At 51.9% G+C, this 20,676-nt stretch carries 15 protein-coding genes; 14 read left to right on the top strand and 1 reads right to left on the bottom strand.

The annotated features are described in order from the left end of the window. The first annotated feature begins 119 nt into the window (after positions 1–119). From NSU01_RS25235 to NSU01_RS25210, 6 genes are all read left to right on the top strand, one after another. Positions 120–1,916, top strand: a complete 1,797-nt coding sequence (locus NSU01_RS25235) for a sensor histidine kinase (RefSeq protein WP_076244494.1) — start codon at positions 120–122, stop codon at positions 1,914–1,916. Then, a complete protein-coding gene (locus NSU01_RS25230) occupies positions 1,909–3,174 on the top strand; it encodes a response regulator (protein ID WP_076244496.1) in 1,266 nt (421 codons plus the stop codon). Before NSU01_RS25235 ends, NSU01_RS25230 begins: the two co-directional genes overlap by 8 nt. A 99-nt stretch (positions 3,175–3,273) precedes the next feature. Then, positions 3,274–4,221, top strand: coding sequence for a sugar ABC transporter permease (locus tag NSU01_RS25225; protein ID WP_042138994.1), 948 nt, complete (start codon positions 3,274–3,276; stop codon positions 4,219–4,221). Beyond that, positions 4,214–5,053 carry a carbohydrate ABC transporter permease gene (locus NSU01_RS25220; RefSeq protein WP_042138993.1) on the top strand — a complete coding sequence of 280 codons (840 nt, stop codon included), beginning with the start codon at positions 4,214–4,216 and terminating at the stop codon, positions 5,051–5,053. Before NSU01_RS25225 ends, NSU01_RS25220 begins: the two co-directional genes overlap by 8 nt. A gap of 95 nt (positions 5,054–5,148) precedes the next feature. Beyond that, positions 5,149–6,501 (top strand): sugar ABC transporter substrate-binding protein, encoded by a 1,353-nt coding sequence (locus NSU01_RS25215; RefSeq protein WP_083705550.1) that lies wholly within the window; start codon positions 5,149–5,151, stop codon positions 6,499–6,501. Positions 6,502–6,543: 42 nt separating this feature from the next. Then, on the top strand, positions 6,544–8,127 hold the full coding sequence (locus NSU01_RS25210; RefSeq protein ID WP_076244499.1) for a glycoside hydrolase 43 family protein: 1,584 nt from the start codon (positions 6,544–6,546) through the stop codon (positions 8,125–8,127). Here NSU01_RS25210 and NSU01_RS25205 read toward each other — a convergent pair. Then, positions 8,124–9,095, bottom strand: a complete 972-nt coding sequence (locus tag NSU01_RS25205) for an alpha/beta hydrolase (RefSeq protein WP_076244667.1) — start codon at positions 9,093–9,095, stop codon at positions 8,124–8,126. The two genes, NSU01_RS25210 and NSU01_RS25205, sit on opposite strands and share 4 nt — an antisense overlap. 284 nt (positions 9,096–9,379) lie before the next feature. On the opposite strand from NSU01_RS25205, the gene NSU01_RS25200 reads away from it, so the two are divergent. The 8 genes from NSU01_RS25200 (at position 9,380) to NSU01_RS25165 (ending at position 20,673) form a co-directional block, all read left to right on the top strand. Beyond that, positions 9,380–9,526: a lmo0937 family membrane protein gene (locus NSU01_RS25200; protein WP_144026097.1), complete on the top strand. Its 147-nt coding sequence runs from the start codon at positions 9,380–9,382 to the stop codon at positions 9,524–9,526. A gap of 210 nt (positions 9,527–9,736) precedes the next feature. Then, the gene (locus NSU01_RS25195) at positions 9,737–10,300 is read left to right on the top strand and encodes a 5'-nucleotidase (protein ID WP_042138991.1); all 564 of its coding nucleotides are present in this window, start codon (positions 9,737–9,739) and stop codon (positions 10,298–10,300) included. Positions 10,301–11,345: 1,045 nt separating this feature from the next. After that, positions 11,346–13,463 carry a cellulase family glycosylhydrolase gene (locus NSU01_RS25190; protein ID WP_076244501.1) on the top strand — a complete coding sequence of 706 codons (2,118 nt, stop codon included), beginning with the start codon at positions 11,346–11,348 and terminating at the stop codon, positions 13,461–13,463. Positions 13,464–13,900: 437 nt separating this feature from the next. Continuing rightward, on the top strand, positions 13,901–15,802 hold the full coding sequence (locus tag NSU01_RS25185) for a sensor histidine kinase (protein WP_076244503.1): 1,902 nt from the start codon (positions 13,901–13,903) through the stop codon (positions 15,800–15,802). Next, complete coding sequence (locus NSU01_RS25180) at positions 15,799–17,094, top strand: ABC transporter substrate-binding protein (protein WP_256703887.1); 1,296 nt, start codon at positions 15,799–15,801, stop codon at positions 17,092–17,094. The genes NSU01_RS25185 and NSU01_RS25180 overlap by 4 nt, the downstream gene beginning before the upstream one ends. A 117-nt stretch (positions 17,095–17,211) precedes the next feature. Continuing rightward, on the top strand, positions 17,212–17,979 hold the full coding sequence (locus NSU01_RS25175) for a response regulator (protein ID WP_076244506.1): 768 nt from the start codon (positions 17,212–17,214) through the stop codon (positions 17,977–17,979). A 318-nt stretch (positions 17,980–18,297) separates the two neighbouring features. Beyond that, positions 18,298–19,668: an extracellular solute-binding protein gene (locus NSU01_RS25170; protein ID WP_042138987.1), complete on the top strand. Its 1,371-nt coding sequence runs from the start codon at positions 18,298–18,300 to the stop codon at positions 19,666–19,668. Positions 19,669–19,791: 123 nt separating this feature from the next. Further along, positions 19,792–20,673: a sugar ABC transporter permease gene (locus tag NSU01_RS25165; protein ID WP_042138986.1), complete on the top strand. Its 882-nt coding sequence runs from the start codon at positions 19,792–19,794 to the stop codon at positions 20,671–20,673. Positions 20,674–20,676: the final 3 nt, after the last annotated feature.

Genomic DNA, 20,676 nt, shown 5'->3' with positions numbered 1-20,676 from the left:
TAAGTTATGTTTCCAAATGCCCGGTTCTGTGCTAGACTCAGTCTTTATTAAAGCCCTTACATCTGCGTCAGCAGGCAAAAACATCCGCTGTGCTGCGAGACAGGGGAGAGGAAGAGTCCATGAAACGTTATTTTCTCGATAAGCCCATACAGACCAAATTGCTGATTACCTTCCTGCCGGTCATGATTCTGTCGGTTATTGCAACAGGCTCGTTCTCCTACTGGTCCGCCAGTGATCAGCTCCGCAAGAACTCGCTGTATTCGCTGGCCGATACAACCTATCAGACCGCCTTGTTCCTGGACGATAAATTTCTGACGATCTTCGAACAGCTGGTTAATCTGGAGGATACCACCTCGCTGCGCAATCTGTTGTCCGTGAACGATCAGGGTGACACTCCCCAGAAATTCAATGACATTATTGAACTTCATAACCGTCTTGAAAGCGTATACCACTCCTATAATGCCATGGTCGATTCCATCTATGTTGCCTTCAACAACGGCCGTTCTTTCAACCTCCAGCAGGAATACGTGCCCCGGAGCGTCTCGATCGATCTTCCGGCGTGGCAGGAACGGTACAACCATTCAGATAAAGGCTACTACTGGCTGAACAGCCACAAGGATGCCATCTTCGATACGGTGGAGGACAGGCGGGTGCTCAGCAGCTTCAAAATGATCGGCACGCCGACTTCCTCCTCCAGCGGAATTGTGCTGATCAATCTGCGTGAAAGCTACTTCCTGGAGATTATGCAGAATGTACAGATCAGCCCGAACGGCGCGCTGGCACTGATCAGCCCGGACGGGGAGCTGTTCTCCAAATCCCTGAAGAAGGATTATGGGGTGAAGCCGGATACTATTGCAGAATTGCGGCAGCTGGCAGGCGGTAACGGCAGCCTTGCTGTGGACAGTACAGCAGGCCAGAAGCTGGATATTGCCTATCAGACACTGCCGCTGAACGGCTGGGTGCTGGCCGCTATTGTGCCGGAGAAGGATATCCTCGCAGGCGCGTCGCGCATCCAATGGATCGTTCTGGCGGTCACGCTGGTTATCCTCGTGCTGGCCCTGGCAGCCGCGACGCTGGCAGCGCGCAATCTGAGCAATCCGATCCGTTACCTGTCCAAGCAGGTGAAGCGGTTCGAGCGCGGGGATTTCAGTGTCAGCTTCCAGATTGACCAGCGCAATGAAATCGGCGTCCTGGCCACCGGACTGACCCGGCTCTCCGCTTCGGTGGAGCAGCTGCTGAATGAGGTGCGCGAGGAGCAGGAGCAGAAGCGTAAGGCCGAAATGCGGGCGCTGCAGGCGCAGATTCAGCCGCATTTCCTGTACAATACGCTCGGTTCAATCAAGCATCTCATTGATCTGGAGGAGCGGGAGCGGGCCTCTGTGATGGTGGGAGCGCTGACCCGGTATTTCCGCATCGGCATCAGCAAAGGCGCCGAGCTGATTACTGTTGCGGAAGAGATCGAGCATGTGCGCAGCTACCTGCTGATTCTGAACATCCGGTATAACCAGGATTTCGATTATACCATCCAAGTGGATGAAGAGCTGCTGCCGCTGCGCATCCCGAAGCTGACGCTGCAGCCTATCGTGGAGAATGCCGTCTATCACGGCATCAAGAACAAGCGCGGCAAAGGAATGGTGACGATAACGGGGTATGCAGATGAAGCTGCCGCAGTGCTGGAGATTTACGATAACGGACAAGGCATGAGCCCTGAGCGGCTTGCGCAGCTGCGCAGTTCACTGCAGGCGGACAGCACAGGCGACAATGCGCTGAGCTTCGGGCTGTGGAACGCCCACCGCCGGCTGGTGCTGCAATACGGGCCGGTCTATGGCCTTGTCCTGGACAGCGAAGAGATGAAGTTTACCCGGGTCACGGTACAGCTGCCCCGGGTGCAGAAGAAAGGAGATTCCCATGATTAAACTGCTTATTGTGGATGATGATATGTGGATCCGGGAAGGCCTGCGGCGTAATATCCGCTGGGAGCAGGCCGGCATTGAGGTAGCCGGCACAGCCGCTGACGGGGAAGAAGCGCTGAAGCGGATGGAGGAGCTGCGGCCGGATCTGGTGCTGACTGATATCCAGATGCCTTTTCTGGACGGGCTGCAGCTGGCTGAACGAATTAACGCAGACTATCCGGGAACCAAGGTCGTCTTCCTGACCGGCTACGATGACTTCTCGTATGCCAAGCAGGCGCTGCGGCTGCAGGCGGCCGATTACATTCTGAAATATGAGGATAATGAAGTGATTCTAAATGCGGTTGCTTCTGCCGCCAGCACGCTGCTGGCCGAGAAGAGGGGGGCCGAGACAGCCCGGAAGAGCCAGGCGCTGATCCAGAACAAGTTCTTCGCAGAGCTGTTCGAGGGCTGTGCCAACCCGGAGTGGGCGCGGCAGGAACTGGACAATCTCGGCATAGCTGCGCCGGAGGCCTGCTTCCGGGTAGCGGTGATTCAGCCGGAGGACAACCGCCGCTTCGCCCGCTCCGGAGAAGGGGATAATGCGGAGCTGCTGCTCTTCTCGATCCACAATATCTGCTCGGAGCTTGTGTCTGAGCCATTTCCTTACCGGTATTCGGCAGTCTATAACAACCGGGTCAACCTGCTCTTTAACCTGCCTGCTCCGGCAGGCCGTGAAGGCACTGCGGAACACCTGACTGAACATCTGGAGAAGATCCGCCGGACGCTGGAGAACTGTCTGAAGCTTCAGGTCAGTATTGGTCTGGGCAGCTGCCGGGAAGGGATTGAGCGCATCGCAATCTCCTACAGCGAGGCTCTGAACGCTGCCCAGCTGAAGCCGATCATCGGCGGGGCCGGTGTATTCGTCAGCGGTGAGATCCGCCATTCGCAGAATTCGCATCATACGCTGCTGAAGGAGATGGAGCAGTATATGCGGATGCATTTTCATGAGGAGGAGCTGAACCTGACCGCCATCGCGGACCATGTCCATATTTCATCCGCGTACGCCAGCACGCTCTTCAAGAAATATAAAGGCATGAACTTAAGCGAGTACCTCATTCAATTGCGTATAGACAAGGCAGCGGAGCTGCTGTCTACCACAGATGCGAAATCCTATGAAGTGTCGGAGCAGGTGGGCTACCGCAATCCCCAGTACTTCAGCGTGCTGTTCAAGAAGCATTACGGCAAATCGCCTTCGGAGTACCGCAGGGACCAGCAGCATTAATAGAGCAAACAAATGAGTTAATGAAAACAAACAATCTTCGAAAGATAGTGTATTCAGCATGTTCACGCGCTGGTTTAAGATAAGCGTGGAGGTGCTGTTATGGAATTATCCCAATCAACCGGCGGCAAGACAATGTCCGTCAAATCTAAATCTTCCCGCAAAAAAATGGGCGACCGCTGGTTTCCCTACCTGCTGATCGCACCGACAGTCCTGCTGATCGCTGGACTTCTGGTCTTCCCGATCTTCAGGGTGTTCGACCTCAGTGTGCAGAGCTATGATTTCACCCGGCTGCAGAAAGCGGGTTACATCGGACTCGAGAACTTCAAGAATATATTCACGCAGGACGATATGTTCTACTCTTCACTGTGGATCACGGTGAAATGGGTGCTGATAGAAGTAGTGCTGCAGCTCGTATTCGGACTCGTGGTTGCGCTGCTGCTGAACCAGGCGTTCAGGCTGCGCGGTCTGGTCCGTTCCCTGGTGCTTGTTCCCTGGGCGGTGTCCGGTGTACTGACCACCATGCTATGGTCGCTGATGTTCAACCAGCATATAGGAATCATTAACGATATCCTGATGAAGCTGGGCGTGATCTCCGAGCCGGTCGCCTGGCTGGCCAATATTCATACCGTCTTTGGTTCTGTGATTGTCGCCGAGCTGTGGCGCGGCATTCCGTTCTTCGCCATCACGCTGCTGGCGGCGCTGCAGACCATTCCGCACGAGGTCTATGAATCCTGTGAGGTGGACGGTGCGGGGAGCGTGAAGAAGCTCTTTTTCATCACACTGCCTTTCCTGAAGGAAAGTATTGTGTTCGCAACGTTGCTGCGTGCCATCTGGGAGTTCAACTCCATTGATATGATCTTTACGATGACGAACGGCGGACCGATGGATATGACCACCACGCTGCCGATTTATATGATGAAGACTTCCATCCTCGAAGGAAACTATGGCTATGGTTCCGCCATTGGTGTGGTCACCTTCGCGTTCCTGATGATCTTCGTTGTCCTGTACCTCAGACTGAACCGGTCAGGAGGGATGCAGGATGAATAGCAAATGGCACCGCAAGCTGGGTTCGAAGCTGCTGTTCTACATACCGCTGGCTCTGACACTGGTGTTCGTGCTGGTTCCGTTCCTGTGGGCCATCTCCACCTCGCTGAAGCGGGAGGGGGATGTACTTAGCGGCACGGTCCGGTACATTCCAAGTCCGGCGACCTTCGAGAACTTCGTACATGTGTGGAATGACAACAATTTCTCGCAATATTTCATGAACAGTGTGTTCGTGTCTGTATTGTCTGTAGTGGCAATTACGGTGTTGTCCGTATTGAACGGCTACGCCATGAGCCGCTTCAAGTTCAAGGGCAAAGGGGCCTTCATGCTGGTTCTGCTGGCGACCCAGATGATGCCGGTCATTCTGTTTGTCATTCCGCTCTTCCTGATCTTCAAGAATCTCGGGATGATCAACACGCCGTACGCGCTCATCTTGTTCTATATCGTGCTTCAGGTTCCATTCAACACGATTCTGATGCGCGGCTTCATCTCCTCGACACCGAAGGAAATCGATGAAGCGGCGATGGTCGACGGAGCCGGACGATTCCGGATTATCTTCGCGATAATTATGCCGATCGTGCTGCCGGGAATAGTAGCAACAAGCGCATTCGCCTTCATCGGGGTATGGAATGAATTCCTGGTTGCCTTCTCGTTCATTACGACGCCGGACCGCTTCACCATCCCGATCGGCCTCAAATTCATGGTTGGCGAATTCAGCGTCCAGTACGCGTCGCTGGCGGCCGGCAGTATTATCGGGCTGATTCCGCCCGTGCTGCTCTTCATGTTCATCCAGCGTTATCTGGTCGAAGGACTGGGCGGCGCAGTCAAAGGCTAGTGTCCGGTATCGCAAGGACGGACACGGCCAGGCAGAATACGCCGGGTTCGTCCTTTGAGGTATATACAAGAAATTCAATTAGGGAGGATCACAGAATGATGGGGAAACACAAAGCGAAACGCACGGCGCTAGTATCGGCAGCATTGCTGCTGCTGCTGGCCGGCTGCGGCGGAAATAATGGCGGGAATAACGGGGGGGACAGCGCGGCAGCGGCGGATAACGGGGCAGGTAAAGCAGCAAGCGGAGAGAAAGCCAAAATCAGCTTCTGGGCTGCAGCTGTAACCACAGAACGCAATGCCTTCTTCGAAGAGATCGTGAAGCAGTTCGAGCAGGAGAATCCGGATATCGACGTGGATTATCTGGGCGTACCGGGAGACCTCGCGGCTTATGAGCAAAAGGTTAACGTGGCCATCTCTGCCGATCAGGCGCCGGATGTGATGAATGACTTCAAATCCGATCTGCTGGCCCGGGGGGTGCTGGAGCCGCTGGACACCTATTATGAGCAGTGGGCGGACAAGGACCTGCTCAACCCGGAACTGATTGCAAGTAACCGCAAGCTGGATACGGCAGAAGGTAAATTGTATGCGCTGCCATACAGCTCACAAACCTGGAATCTGTGGGTTCGTCCGGACTGGTTCAAGGAAGCCGGACTGACCTTGCCCGATACCTGGGACCAATTCTTCGATGCTGCCGCCAAGCTGACGGATAAATCGAAAGACCGTTACGGGCTCAGTATCCGCGGCGGCGCAGGCAGTGCCAATACGCTCGAAATGCTGATGTATGCTTACTCCGGCATTACCGATTATTTCACGGCAGACGGCAAAGCAACAATTAATGACCCGCTTAATGTTGAATTTGTAGAGAAATACCTGGGCTCTTACAATGTCTATACACCTGAGGATGACCTCAATAAAGGCTGGAGTGAACTGGCTGCAACCTTCCAGTCCGGCAAAGCCGGAATCGTTGTGCATAACTTAGGCTCGGCCAGCTCCCATGAGAAAGCCTTCGGCGGTGACTATACGAAGTTCGAAGCTGTACCTTTTCCAAAGAGCGTGAAGGGCTACCGCGAACACCCTGGCCTTATGCCGCTGGGGCTGACGATGAGCAAATCGGCGAAGAACAAGGATGCGGTCTGGAAATTCATGACCTTCTACCTGTCGCATGATATCAACAGCAAATACGGCAAGCTCTATGGCGAAATTCCTGCCAATACAGAAGCTGCCGGCGATGAATGGGTGCAGAGCGTGCCTTACATGAAATCGGCCTCCGATCTGCTGAACAGCCAGGAGACGAAGTTCTCCGATGTGCCATACTATCTCGCGGGATATTCCAATGTGCAGAAATCGGTGGAACCGCTGATCCAGAAGGTAATGGCCAAGCAGCTGACCGCACAGGAAATGCTGGATCAATGGGCATCGCTGCTGGAACAGGAGAAGGCGGCACAATAAACTGCCCGGGCGGTAGGCGTCCGGCGCTGAAGGAGTTATTCAATGGAGACAATTAATACGCCCTGGGTATCCGACCTTGGCAACGGCCGGTACCGCAATCCGGTGTTGTATGCAGATTATTCCGACCCGGATGTGATCCGGGCCGGGGATGATTATTATATGACAGCGTCGAGCTTCAACCACATGCCGGGACTGCCGATTCTGCATTCCCGTGACCTGGTGAACTGGACGATCGTCAATCACGCGCTGGACAGGCTGGATCTGCCGGGATATGACCAGGTTCAGCACGGTAAAGGCGTATGGGCACCCAGCCTGCGCCATCATGACGGGAAGTTCTGGATCTTCTTCGGTACGCCGGATGAAGGAATCTTCATGACGCAGGCCGGGGACCCGCTCGGGAAGTGGACTGTACCCCATCTGGTCAAAGCAGCCAAAGGCTGGATTGACCCTTGCCCCTTCTGGGACGAGGATGGACAGGCTTACCTGGTCCATGCCTTCGCGAAGAGCCGCAGCGGCATCAAGCATATTCTGCATGTGTGCGGAATGAGCCCGGACGGCAGGGAGCTGCTGGATGAAGGCCGGCTGATTATTGACGGAACGGTCGATCATCCGACACTGGAAGGTCCCAAAATGTACAAGAGGGACGGATGGTATTACATTCTTGCCCCTGCTGGCGGCGTGTCTACCGGCTGGCAGGCTGCCTTCCGCTCCAGGTCCATCTATGGCCCTTACGAAGACCAGATTGTGCTGGAGCAGGGCGATACGCTGGTGAATGGCCCTCATCAGGGCGGCTGGGTAGAGACGCCGGAAGGAGAAAGCTGGTTCCTGCATTTCCAGGACAAGGGGGCTTACGGACGGATTGTCCATCTGCAGCCTGTAGAATGGATTGACGGCTGGCCGGTAATGGGGAAGCAGTCTGCGGGAAGTTTGACCGGAGTGCCGGTATCCGAATGGTGCAAGCCGGGGTCTTCCGGCACCGGGACAGCGCTGCCGGCGGCTCCCCGGACCTCCGATGATTTCGCGGACGGGCGTCCGGGGCTGCAGTGGCAGTGGCAGGCCAATCCGCAGGACGGCTGGCTTGCCTCCGGCCACCCGGGTCCGGGGCTCCGGCTCCGCTGCGCGCCGCTCGGAGCGCAGCGGTTATACGATGCGCCGCAGCTCCTGATGCAGAAGTTCGCTGCGCCTGCATTCACGGCGCAGGTACAGATCAAACCGCATTTCGGAGCATTGTCTGAACGCGCAGGCCTGGTAGTGCTTGGGCATAAAGCGGTACATTTAAGCCTGTTCTCCGGTGAAGACGGCGGCCTATGCCTGGGCCGGTTCGAGAGCCTGCCGGCAAGCCCGGAGGAAGAAGCGGAGCAGGAGTGTGCGTTTACGGATGATTTTGTGAAGCTGGACTCGGACGCTGTATACCTTCAGCTTACGGTCTTGGAAGATGCTGAATGCCGCCTGGCGTACAGTCTTGACGGAGAAGCTTACACGGATTTGGGAGCTCCTTTCCGGTTGAAGGAAGGCGAAGGAGCCTGGGTAGGTTCCAAGTTCGGCCTGTTCGCGCTAGCTTGCGGTCCGGTTAACGCAGCGGCGGAGAACGGCTACGCTGAGTTCGGGCGGTTCGAGGTGCGTTAAGACTTCTCTTCGAGTACACTCAGAATTGCCCTGACGACCAGCTCCGGCTGATCGTGAATCACCATATGTCCGCTCTTCCCGGCGACGATAAGCTCACTATTGGAAGAAAGGTTCAGCATGTTGCGCTGTCCTGCCTGCCAGATGGCTTCCAGCCGTCGGCCCGATTCTTCGGACATCCCAAAAGCAGCGTAATCCTGCGGCATTCCCCGGGCGATGATCTTCACCGGAAGTGTGCCTAAGGTCTGTCCGCGGATAGCATCCTCGGTAGAGCTTGCCAGCGCTGCTTCCTGCTCCTTGGCGGCAAAGTAGCTTGGTGTAGAGATGACGTTAATGAATTGCCCGCGGTCTTGTTTCGCAACCAGACCCTCCAGCAGCTGGTTCTGGAACAGTCGAAGCGCACCCGAGCGCTTGAGTAAGGTAAGCATGGAAGCGCTCGGGTTGCCGGCATAATTCTCGGCCTCCAGAATCGGCTTCGTCTCCCGGTCGTCATTCTCGGGTCTGGCATCAATAAGCACCAGCCCGGTTACTTCCTCCGGGTAGGTCTGAGTGAAGAGACGGGCATACATGCCGCCCAGGGAATGTCCGACCAGCAAGTAAGGGCCGGGGATGCCTGCATTCTGAAGTGCGTTATGTAGTTCACGGACAATATTGGCGCCTGAGCGTTCCGTATCGGCCTGCTCACTCCAGGCATATCCCGCCCGGTCGTAACTGACAACGGTAGCTGTTTCGGCTAACTGTTCAGGAATATTTCTCCACGACAGGCTGGTTTCCCCGCTTCCGGCTTCCAGAATAATAGTGGGAGCTCCGGCTCCTTGTTGCAGGAGATGCAGGTTGTACCCTCCGGCATCCGCCAGTTTCCCCGGTGCAGGATAATCTTTTTTGGCGGATGCGGAGGCAATGGCTTCATACAGGAACCCCAACCCTGTAATAAGAACAGCTGCGGATATAAGAATTAGCAATAGCTTCATCAGCTTGCTCCGCAATTTGCGGGAAGCGGAATTCTTGATAAGGGCAGAATTTATCATGTCGTTTGGTTAATCTCCTTTTTAATACAATTGTATTATTTAAAACAGTGTAGCAGCATGCCTGCTATTCAAGCAAGCTACGGGGCCATGAGAATTGCACCAGCCGGAGCGGCATCTGCCGGTAGGGCACAGGATCACGGCCTCCGGTCTGCTAAGCGGCCGTTTGAACCTCCTTCCAGAAGGGTAAAAAGAGAGAAACACCCCTCGAGGAGAAAGGCGGTAAGCTTATGCTGTGGGGATTAATCGGACTCGTTGTCGTAGTATGGCTGTTCGGCTTTATCTTTGATGTTATGGGCAATCTGATTCACCTTCTGCTATTTGTCGCTGCGGTACTGTTTGTGATTAACCTGTTCCGGGGACGATCCCGGAGTTAACAGGACATAAACAAGAGCTGGTTCAAATACTTAATTAAGCAGTTCACACACAAGCACGCGGTACCCTAATAGGGACGCGTGCTTTCGTGCGTAATCCTTGAATTCTCCCGCAGAGGAGACCTTAAGGAATAGTCCTGCTTCCGGCAAGTCTGGACACGTCCCCTCCGGATGCCTATAATGTAATCACTATGCAACCCTGGAGGAGAATCAATGAATAAGCCGATCATCGCCGTCGATATGGATGATACCATCTGCCATCTCGTCAAACGTGCGATATACCACAACAACATTGAGTTTCCTACGCATCCGCTCCGCTACGAGGATATGATGGACTGGAACACAGACCACCTTCGCCATCCGGACAGCACGATGGACCTTTTCTTCGGCAGACCCGGTCTGTACGAGGAGCTGGAGCTGTTCGATGAATATGTGACCGAAGAGATGGAGAAGCTTCACAACGCGTATGATGTCATTATTGTTACAGCCGCTGTTCCCAAAACAGTGCTTGAGAAATGGAACTGGCTGCAAAAGCACATGCCGTATATCCCGGCTGAGAACTTCTTCACCTGCAAGCGCAAGCATCTGATCGGCTTCGATCTGCTGATTGATGACGGTCCGCATAATTTGCTGCCCGCTGTACAGGCAGGGAAGAAGGTGCTCTGTATCCCGCATCCCTGGAACCTGCGGGCCCGGGAGGAATATGCCTTCCCGCTGATGACCTCCTGGCAGGGGGCGAAGGAGCGGGTGGATGAAATTCTGCAGGCACGGCAGTAGCCGTAGTCCGGAGACTGCATCTCCTATAAAGGGCTGTCCCAGAAAGCCATGAAATGGCTGCCTGGGACAGCCTCTTTTTATTGTTAAGGAAATTGTAGAGTTTCCGGAAATGTGGAAAGGAACTTGCTTATGAACGGAGGCGCCCTTGCCGGGCAACAGTTGGATAAACAGCACTTAATATGCCGGGAATCACTCCCAGTAGGGAGGAAGCGTGAAATTAAATGACGTTTATACAACTAATTACCTTAAAACATCCAAAACCTCTGAATTAAGATACGTTTATACAACTAATATTTGCGGAGCCAGCGCCAGCGCCGGAGCCGGAGCTAGAGCCAAAGCTAGAGCTAGAGCCGGAGTCAGCGCCGGGGTCACTGGAGGTGTCTTGGCCAAGCACCCGCAGGAAGCCTGCGGGAAGTGCTGACCGCAAACGTTACTCACCCGTTAGGGTGATTTTTCTCTAATAGGATTATTTTGAGCGCATGGTATACGCCGCACGCAATTCCGTATTCCACACTCCTAAGGTGAGTACAAAGTCCCGGATGCTGAAAAAATGTAATCCAGTCATACTAACAAAAATCTAATATTTATATAAATGTTGCAAAATGAGTGTCTTAAACTACAGCTCTTGTGTATAGAAAGGATTTGCTTTCCCGTCAATGACAGCGCCCATAAGGAATGGGCTGAATTTCATGTATCGGGATAAGCGGCGAAAAAGGGGAGAAGTTGTCCTTCATTTTCCGTTAATCGAAATAATAAGGAGGAGATGTATTATTTTTTTGCTTTTTTATAAGAAGAAATTGGGTTTGTGTATATAATTTGCTATTAAGCGAATGTTCATCTTGATAACAAAATAAATAGGCGGAAAGAACCGAAAGTTATAATTATGTTATTGAAACCATTGACAGTTATGCTAACAAAACAATATTCTGTAGTCGTTAGAGGGCTACTGAATCCATTACGAGAAAGGAGGACGGGGCTGGGTCTAAATCCATTCAAACGAAAGTGGAATTAATGCAGGGATTATCCATTACGGGAGGGATGTTGCTTGAAGAAAATGTTGTCATTAATTATGGTGTTCGGATTGCTTATTGGGGTGGTACCGCCCTTGGAGGCAAGTGCAACGGCCAACCTTGCAGGGAACACAACCGCAGCTGCAAGCTCAAGCGAGGATTCAACAAAAACACCGGATATGGCCGTTGACGGAAATTCTTCCACCCGGTGGTCCTCTGATTATGCAGATCCGCAGTGGATCAGCGTTGATCTTGGAAGCGCAAACAATGTGAATGGGGTTAGGCTAAACTGGGAAGCTGCCTACGCAAAGGCGTATCAAATTCAGGTCTCAACAGATAACAGCAGCTGGAGTACGGTATACTCGACAACAACAGGTGACGGCGGGATTGATCAAATTTCATTTGAACCCAGAAGTGCCAGATATGTGAGAATGTATGGAACGCAGCGGGCAACCCAGTACGGGTATTCCCTCTGGGATTTCGAGGTGTATTCGGATAGCGGCCCCGTGGATAACGGCATTACTTCCGGAGCGGTGTATAAGCTTACCGCCCGTCATAGCGGCAAAGCCCTTGATGTGGCTGGAGGTGCAGCCGCAGACGGAGCCAATGTGCAGCAGTGGACAGATAATGGCACCCCCCAGCAAAGGTGGAAAGTGATGGATGCGGGGGATGGGGCCTATAAATTGATCGCCGAATCCAGCGGCAAGGCGCTGGATGCCGCAGGCCCTGCAAATACAGACGGAGCCAATGTCCGCCAGTGGACGGACAACAATGCAGCCAGTCAGAAGTGGAGCATTATTGCTGCAGGCAACGGATATTACAAGTTAATATCTAAAAGCAGCGGTAAAGCCCTGGATGTAGAAGGAGGCTCATCTGCAGATGGAGCTAATGTACAGCAATGGACAGATAACGGGAACGCACAACAGAGATGGAAATTTACACAGATCGTAACTACCCCGGACTCCACTCCGCCAACTGCACCAACAAATCTCAAGAGCTCCTCAAAAATGGAAACCAGCGTAAGCCTTACCTGGACAGCATCTACAGACAACGCGGGAGTAGCAGGGTACGACATTTATAATGGAACGGCTCTGGCTGGAACGAGTACAACCACAAGCTATACGGTAACCGGCTTGACTGCCAATACAGCATACAGTTTCACAGTCAAGGCGAAGGACGCAGCAAGGAATGTATCTCCGGCAAGCGCAGTTTTGAGCGTAACCACCGCTTCGACTTCTGCTAACAAGGGATTTTATATACAAGGAACGGCCTTGTATGAGTCTAACGGAACTCCGTTTGTGATGAGAGGAATTAACCATGCTTACACCTGGTACAAAGGCCAGGACGCCGTTGCCATCCCTGCAATAGCGCGGACAGGAGCAAATACGGTAAGAATTGTTCTCTCCGATGGGCAGCAGTGGTCGAAAGACAATCTGGCAGCTATCCAGAGTCTGATTACCTTGTGTGAACAGAATAAACTGGTAGCCGTCCTTGAAGTCCATGATGGAACCGGCTCGGACAGCGAGACTGTTCTGAATAATATTGCGAATTATTGGATTGAAATGAAGAGCGCGCTTATCGGTAAAGAAAAGACGGTTATCCTCAACATCGCCAATGAGTGGTACGGCACGTGGGATGGGGCTTACTGGGCTAAAGGATATACAGCTGTAATACCGAAGCTTAGAAATGCCGGTATCCAGAATACCCTTATGGTTGACGGAGCAGGCTGGGGGCAATATCCGCAATCCATAGTTGATTATGGAACACAGGTATTTAATGCGGATCCCCTGAAAAATACGATGTTCTCGATTCATATGTATGAATACGCAGGCGGGAACGCGGCAACGGTTAAGACTAATATTGATAATGTGCTGAACAAGAATTTGGCGCTGGTTATCGGTGAGTTCGGAATCAGACATACGAATGGTGATGTCGATGAAGCGGCTATTATGAGCTATTCCCGGCAAAAAGGCGTCGGGTATCTCGGATGGTCGTGGAAAGGAAATGGCCCCGGTCTGGAGTATCTGGATATGTCCAATGACTGGGCAGGAACCAGCTACACCGAACAAGGAAATGCGCTCATCAACGGGCCGGACGGAATCAGAGCAACCTCGAAGCGGGCTGCGGTTTTTGATGCAGCAGCAGACAATTAAGTAACTGCCATTCATGTATCTTTCACCACTCCAAGACTGTGTACCCGTTAGCGGGTTGCAGTCTTTGTTTTTTACAGCTTTTTTTAATGGAATACAAATACAGTTATATAAATGTAAACACAGCCCCTGTTCATTAAAGAATCTGCTGATAAAATAATAATAAATCGCTTTCATGACAATTATTTAGTTTGTTTTAATGATTATTTACAGGGAATAGAACCGCAATCCTAATCACGTGAGCTTTAACTTTGCTGCCCTTTCACTTCCCGGTAAGAAGTGAAAGGGTATTTATTAATGTTTCCGCGGCATTACTAGTTAATAGAAGCAGCAGGCAGTTTTCCTTGTGTATGCTAAAGCTAACAAGTATAATGATTTTGTTAGTTAAATGTTATGATTTATTGTAAAAAGTTAGGTAAAGCTGATGAGGGGAAGACCGAATGATGGATCAACACAAACACAGCAGGTGGTCTTTTATCAGGGACATGGGCATGGAGCGTAAGCTGCTGCTCGTCTTTCTGGTTATTATCACGCTGCCTCTTTCTATTATCAGCATCATCAGCTTTAAGAGCTATTCCGAGTCAATTCAAGCGAATACCGTCGCTTATTCAGAGAAGCTGATTGATCAAATGATGGACGGGATCGATGACTACATAGAAGATATGAAAAGGATCTCCTCAATGCCGGCTTATGTAAACGATATCAAGCAGAATCTGATCGCGTCCAACCGGTATTATGAACAGAAGAAAATGACCCAGGGGGACCTTGGAAACGCCGGGGTAGCGCCGGGTGATTTCGATCTGCTGCTGTCTATCCAGAGGGGAATAGAGGGCAACATCTCCTTCATTAACAATATCAAGCGGGGGACGAACTCCGTCTATATTTTTGACGCCTACGGTAACGGTTATTACTCTGCCAAGGATGGCGGCGTGCGGCTTGATCTGGATCAGAGCTACGCCTTCTGGACCGAGCAGGCCAAGGATTCCAGCGGTGAAGCGCTGCTATTCGGCACACAGGCCTACACTACCAATCTGCAGAGCACCCGTTATGCTTATACCGTTGTCCGCAAAATTGTCGACAGTCTCTGGAATCCGGTCGGACTGATTGCGGTGGAGGCTAATATCAGCAATATGGAGACCCAGGTAGCGGAGCTTGACCGGGTAACCCGCGGTACATCGCTGATCGTGGACGAGAAGGGCAAGGTCATTTATGACAGTGACCAGAAGCTGCTGACGAAGGATATCTCGCAGACTCCGCTATTCCGCAGCGCTCAGGGCACGGCCGGAAGCTTCTATGATACAGTCTCTGGCAAGGAGCGGCTGAATATTTATTCCAGCTCCTCCAAGACGAGCTGGAAGGTGATTATCTCCATTCCGGTCGATGAATTAACCCGTGATGTGAAGCTGACCCGCAACGCAACCCTGGCGGCGACACTCATTATTATTGTGCTGGCCTTGTTCATTTCCATTGTGCTGTCCTTCGCGCTGACCAAACCGCTGACACAAATGATTCAGCTGATGAAAAGGGTGCAGGGCGGTGATCTGGATGTTAACTTCCGTGTGAAACGCCGGGATGAGATTGGCCTGCTCGGCCATCAGTTCAACCGGATGCTGGCCCGCATCAGGCAGCTGATTCAGGATATATACCGGATCGAGGAGCAGAAGAAGGAAGCGGAGCTGCATGCGCTGCAGAGCCAGATTAACCCGCATTTCATCTATAACACACTGGAGTCCATCCGGATGACGGCGGAGATTAACGATGACGTAGAAGCTGCCGATATGATCTCAATTCTGGGCAAGCTGCTGCGGTATAGCACCAGTGAATTGTCAGGCCGGACAACGATGAAGCAGGAGCTGTTATATGTCCGCAACTATGTTGAGCTTCTGGGCTGCCGTTATCCGGGACGGTTCGTGCTGCAGATCGATGTACCTGAGGAGCTGGATCATTATTCGATCATCAAGCTGGTGTTCCAGCCGATTATTGAGAATGCCGCGTACCATGGGCTTGATGACAGTAAAGAGCATATGCATCTCAGCATCAGCTGCGAGATCACCAGCCAGAAGCTGCTGTTCCATATCCGCGACGACGGCTGCGGGATGGAGCAGGCGACCCTGGACAAGCTGAACGATGATCTGAAACGGGAATCGCCTCCGAAGAAAAGCATCAATGGGGGGATCGGCATGAAAAATGTGCATCAGCGGTTACAGCTGAACTACGGGGCAGCTTATGGCATTGAGGTGTTCAGTAAGCTAGGCGAGGGAACGGATGTTATCCTCTCGCTGCCGCTTCCCCCGTACCGCTCGGCCAGTGAATCAGAGACAGAAGGGAGTCAACCGGATTGAAAAAGACGAACGCACACCGGCCTCTGCGTGCAATGTTATTAGTGCTGCTTCTGCTGTCTGCGGGCTGTGACAACTCCGGCAGCCAGCCGGCCGTTCCGGCAACGCCTGCAGCAGACCATGAACAGCAGAGCCTGTCCGGTACCATTCTCATGCTGACGAACCGGATTGATCTTATTGAGAACGGTACAATGCAGGGGTATGCCGACCAGTTTATGAAGAAGTATCCGGAAGCAAGCGTAGAATTCGAAGGCTTATCCAACTATGCGACCGATATTATGGTGCGTCTCTCCACCAAGGATGCCGGTGATGTGCTGCTGCTGCCGGTCAATCTGCCGGCGAAGGAGCTGGATTATTTTTTTGAGCCGCTTAGTGCGGAGATGTCTGCGGGGGAGAGGTTCACTACCTTTGCTGCCTATGACGGCAGAAGATACGGCTTGTCTACCGGGACAACGACAAGCGGGATTGTCTACAACAAAAAGGCGTTCAAGCAGGCGGGCATCACGGAAATTCCGCAGACGCTGGATGAATTCTACGCCATCTGCGCCAAGCTGAAGCAAGCGGACATTACGCCGATCTATATGAATTACGGTGCAGTCTGGCCTCTGCGGGAATGGGGCAATAATATGGTTAATTACATGACCGGGAATCCCGATTACCTGAACGATATGGTTCATGAGAATGCTCCCTGGCAGCTTGATAATGAATGGGGCCGCTTACTCGGAATTACCCGTACCATCATCGCCCGCGGTTATGCAGAGGATGAGCTGTTCTCGAATAATTGGGAGATTTCCAAAACCAAGCTGGCTAAAGGGGAGGCCGGGATGTTCCTGAGCGGCAACTGGACGATCCGCCAGATCCTCGATGCCGGAGCGGCTCCGGAGGATATCGGTTTTTTCCCGTTTCCCTATGATAACGGGCTGCAGCATTATGCATCTCTGAATCCCGACTGGTTCATCGGCGTCAGCAAATTCAGCAGAAACAAGGAGCTGTCGATGGCCTGGGTGGACTTCCTGGTCCATGAAACCTCTTATACCGCAGAAGGATTTCTTCCGCTGGACGGTAACGCAGAGCCTTCCATGGAACAATACCGTGAATTTCTCTCCTATCAGCCTGAGCTGGTAGAGGCGACCGTACAGACGGACACCTTTATTGATATGGCCAACCGCTCGAAGCTGTCCTTTGCCTCCGGAGACTATATCCAGGAGCTGATTGCCGCGCCGGATTTACAGAAGGCCTTTGACGGACTGAATGAGAAGTGGGAGGAAGCACGCGCTTTAACGGACACAAAGTAAAGAGAAGACTATAAAAAAGCAATACAGCACATTTTATATTGCAAGGATGAAGCCTATAATTGAAATGGTAACGCAATCATTGTGCAAGCGATAATAAGGCTGGAGGCGGTTTGCCAAGTGATCAGAATCATGATTGCGGATGATGAGGAAGTAATTCGCCGCGGGCTTGAGAAGATTACTTCCAGAATGGATGTGGAAGTGGAGGTTATCGGCTCGTATGGTAACGGTCTGGAGGCGTGGAATCATCTTTCAGCGATGTCGGCAGGGGATATTGATCTGCTGATTACGGATATCAAGATGCCTAGAATGGACGGCTTTAAGCTGATTGAAGAAGCCAGAGGCCATATGAAGAATCTGCCCATTGCGGTACTGAGCGGGTTCAACGATTTCGAATACGCCCGGCGGGCGATCCGTTTCGGCGTGATGGATTATCTGCTGAAGCCAATTGAGAAAGCCCAGTTATACGAACTGCTGAAGCGGGTAGAGGAGAACAGGCAGCTGAAGTCTTCCGGAACGGAACAGCCCGTATTGCAGGCTCCGGGAGGCAGGGAACATCACGTGGTCGAACAGACCAAAGTGATCCTGGAGAAGGAATACAGCCATAACTTCGAGCTGGAGCGCCTGGCGGAGACGGTCGGAATGAATGCCAGCTATATCAGCCGCCTGTTCAAATACAAGACCGGACAGACCATTACCGATTATCTGATTGGTATACGGATTGCGAAGGCCAAGGAGCTCCTGACCGGGCAGCCTGAACTCAAGAATTACGAGATTGCTGAACGGGTCGGCTATAATGATCCTGTATATTTCAACAAGCTGTTCAAAAAAATATGCGGCATGACTCCCAAGGATTATAAGAGCGGCTGCAGAATTCCCAAAGAATAAGCGGTACGGATAACTGCATGTTAACAGGATGAAATGAATGGCGGAGGGCGAAAGCCCTCTTTTTTGACGTTTTTTTGTATTAAATAATAAAATAATAAAAACAAAAATAACAAATTGAAGACCAGAAAAAACAATTCAAACCATCGTTTTAGGGTTGGATACGATCTATAATTAGTCTGTAAGCGATACCAACACTCTTTTTCACGAGAATAGGCATTAATTAAGCTCTTGTGTGGTGAATTAATCTTTAATCCCGTGAAAGTTTGTTAGTTTATTGTTATTATGATCTGTGAATCGGAGAGAGGGGTCTAACCAGCAATGAAGAAGACAAAGGCAGTTACAAGTTTAGCAGCATTGACGCTGATGGCGGGTTTATTCGCAGGCTGTTCGAGCAATAACAATGCGGATAATGCAGCAGCAACTAACGCAGGCAATACGGGGACAGGCACGGAGGCTACTGCCGCTCCTGAGGGAGATGCAGCCAAGGATATTAAAGGCAAAATCACGGTAATCACCCAAAGAACGGATATCGTTGATACCGTATTCAAGGATTACGCAGCCAAGTTCAACGAGAAATATCCGGATGTCAAAGTAAATTTTGAGGCACTGTCGAACTATGAGGACCAGATCAAAATCCGGATGAGCACGAGCGATTACGGTGATGTGCTGCTGCTGCCAACCAGCGTGGCGATCAAGGACCTGCCGGAGTTTTTTGAGCCGCTGGGTAAAATGTCCGATCTGGAGCAGCAGTATACGGGCCTGGAGGAACGCACGGTTGACGGCATATCCTACGGGATTCCGGTCACTGTTAACTTCTCCGGTGTGATCTACAACAAGCAGGTATTCAAAGATGCGGGTATCACTGAGGTTCCAAGAACCTTTGAACAGTTCCAGACCGCTCTGCAGAGCATCAAAGACAAGACGGATGCAGTTCCGCTGTACACGAACTATGCAGCAGGCTGGACGCTCACCCAATGGGAATCCGATCTGGCTACGGTTGCCGGAGACCGCGATTATGTAAATATCGCTCAGGTTGCCTCGGATGATAACTTCGTGCCGGGACAACCCCACTACGACCTGTACAAAGTAATGTACGACGCCGCGAAGAACGGACTGATTGAAGAAGATCCTACGACTACGGACTGGGAATCCTCCAAGGCTGATCTGGCGAACGGTAAAATCGGGACGATGATGCTCGGCTCCTGGGCCATCGGCCAGATCAAAGGCCTGGCTGCCAATCCGGATGATGTCGGCTTCATGCCTTTCCCTACCAACGCAGACAAAATTCTGGTTCCCCTGTCCGACGATTATAACCTGGGTGTAAGCATCCACAGCCAGAACAAGGAAGCGGCAAGAGCCTGGGTAGACTGGTTCATTAATGAATCCGGCTATCCGACCACTGAAGGCGGAGGCATGAGCCCGGTTAAGGGCGCTGAGCTTCCGGAAATTCTCAAGCAATTTGAAGGCACGGACGTAACCTTCGACACCCTTGCACCCGCCAAAGCCGGTGAAGAGGGCTGGGTGGATGCAATCGATAAAGAGGCAGAGATCGGCCTCTGGCAGCCTGACTTCAAGAAAGTAATCATTGAAGCCGCCATCGGCAACCGCAAGGATTCCTATGACGATATCATGAAGGACCTGAACGACAAATGGAAAGCGGCAAGAGCTAAGATTACAACCGCACAATAAGCTTTAAACCTCGCAGAGTGAAGACAGATTCAAGAGAACGGGGAGATGCGTCAGCGCATTTTCCCCTTCGCTTTTGCGGGTACAGGCAGGATATGGAGTAATAAGCTAGTGTTCTTAGGAGGTGTGGAGAGATTGTCCAACTTAAGCTATAAAAATCAGCGGATATTGATCATCCTGCTGTTCTCGTTAGTTCCGGTACTGCTGCTGTTGACGTTCTCATATTTACCCGTATTCAAAATGTTCCAGTACAGCTTCACAAGCTGGGACGGCTTCAGCAAGAAAATGGATTATGTCGGTTTCGACAACTATAAGACGATCTTCACCAAACCGGAGTATTTCGCCGTGTTTAAGGTCAGTCTGTATTATTTCTTCGCCACCTTTGTGCAAATGGGACTGGCCTTGTATTTCGCGACCATCCTGAGCTTCAATGTCCGTCTGAAGAACTGGTTCAAAGGCATTCTGTTCTTCCCGACACTGCTCAACGGGGTAGCCATCGGGTTCATCTTCCTGTTCTTCTTCAAGCCGGAGGGAACCCTTAATACACTGCTTGACCTGGTTGGACTCGGCGCATGGCAGCAGAAGTGGCTGCTGAATCCGCATCTGATCAATATTTCCCTCGCCTTTGCTTCCGTCTGGAGATACATGGGGATGAACTTCATCATCTTCCTCGGAGCGATTTCCTCGATCGGCAGCGATATTTATGAAGCTTCGGAAATTGACGGTGCGAACCGCTGGCACCAGTTCAGACATATTATCATCCCGAGCATCAAACGTATTCTGCAGCTCAATCTGATCCTCGCGGTGAGCGGAGCGATCGGTGTCTTCGAAATTCCGTATGTCATGACCGGCGGCTCTAACGGCAGCGGTACCTTTGTCATTCAGACCGTCGATGTGGCCTTTAAATACAGCAAGCTGGGTCTTGCTTCGGCAATGGCTGTAGTGCTTCTGGGTATTGTTATTGTCGTGACCATTCTGCAGCGTGTGCTGATTAAGGAGGAGAAGTAAGAG

This window comes from Paenibacillus sp. FSL H8-0259 (assembly GCF_037963255.1).
Taxonomy (GTDB): Bacteria; Bacillota; Bacilli; order Paenibacillales; family Paenibacillaceae; genus Paenibacillus_AQ; species Paenibacillus_AQ phytohabitans.
Note: the sequence above shows the minus strand (reverse complement) of the source record. Positions and strands in the feature narration are given on the sequence as shown.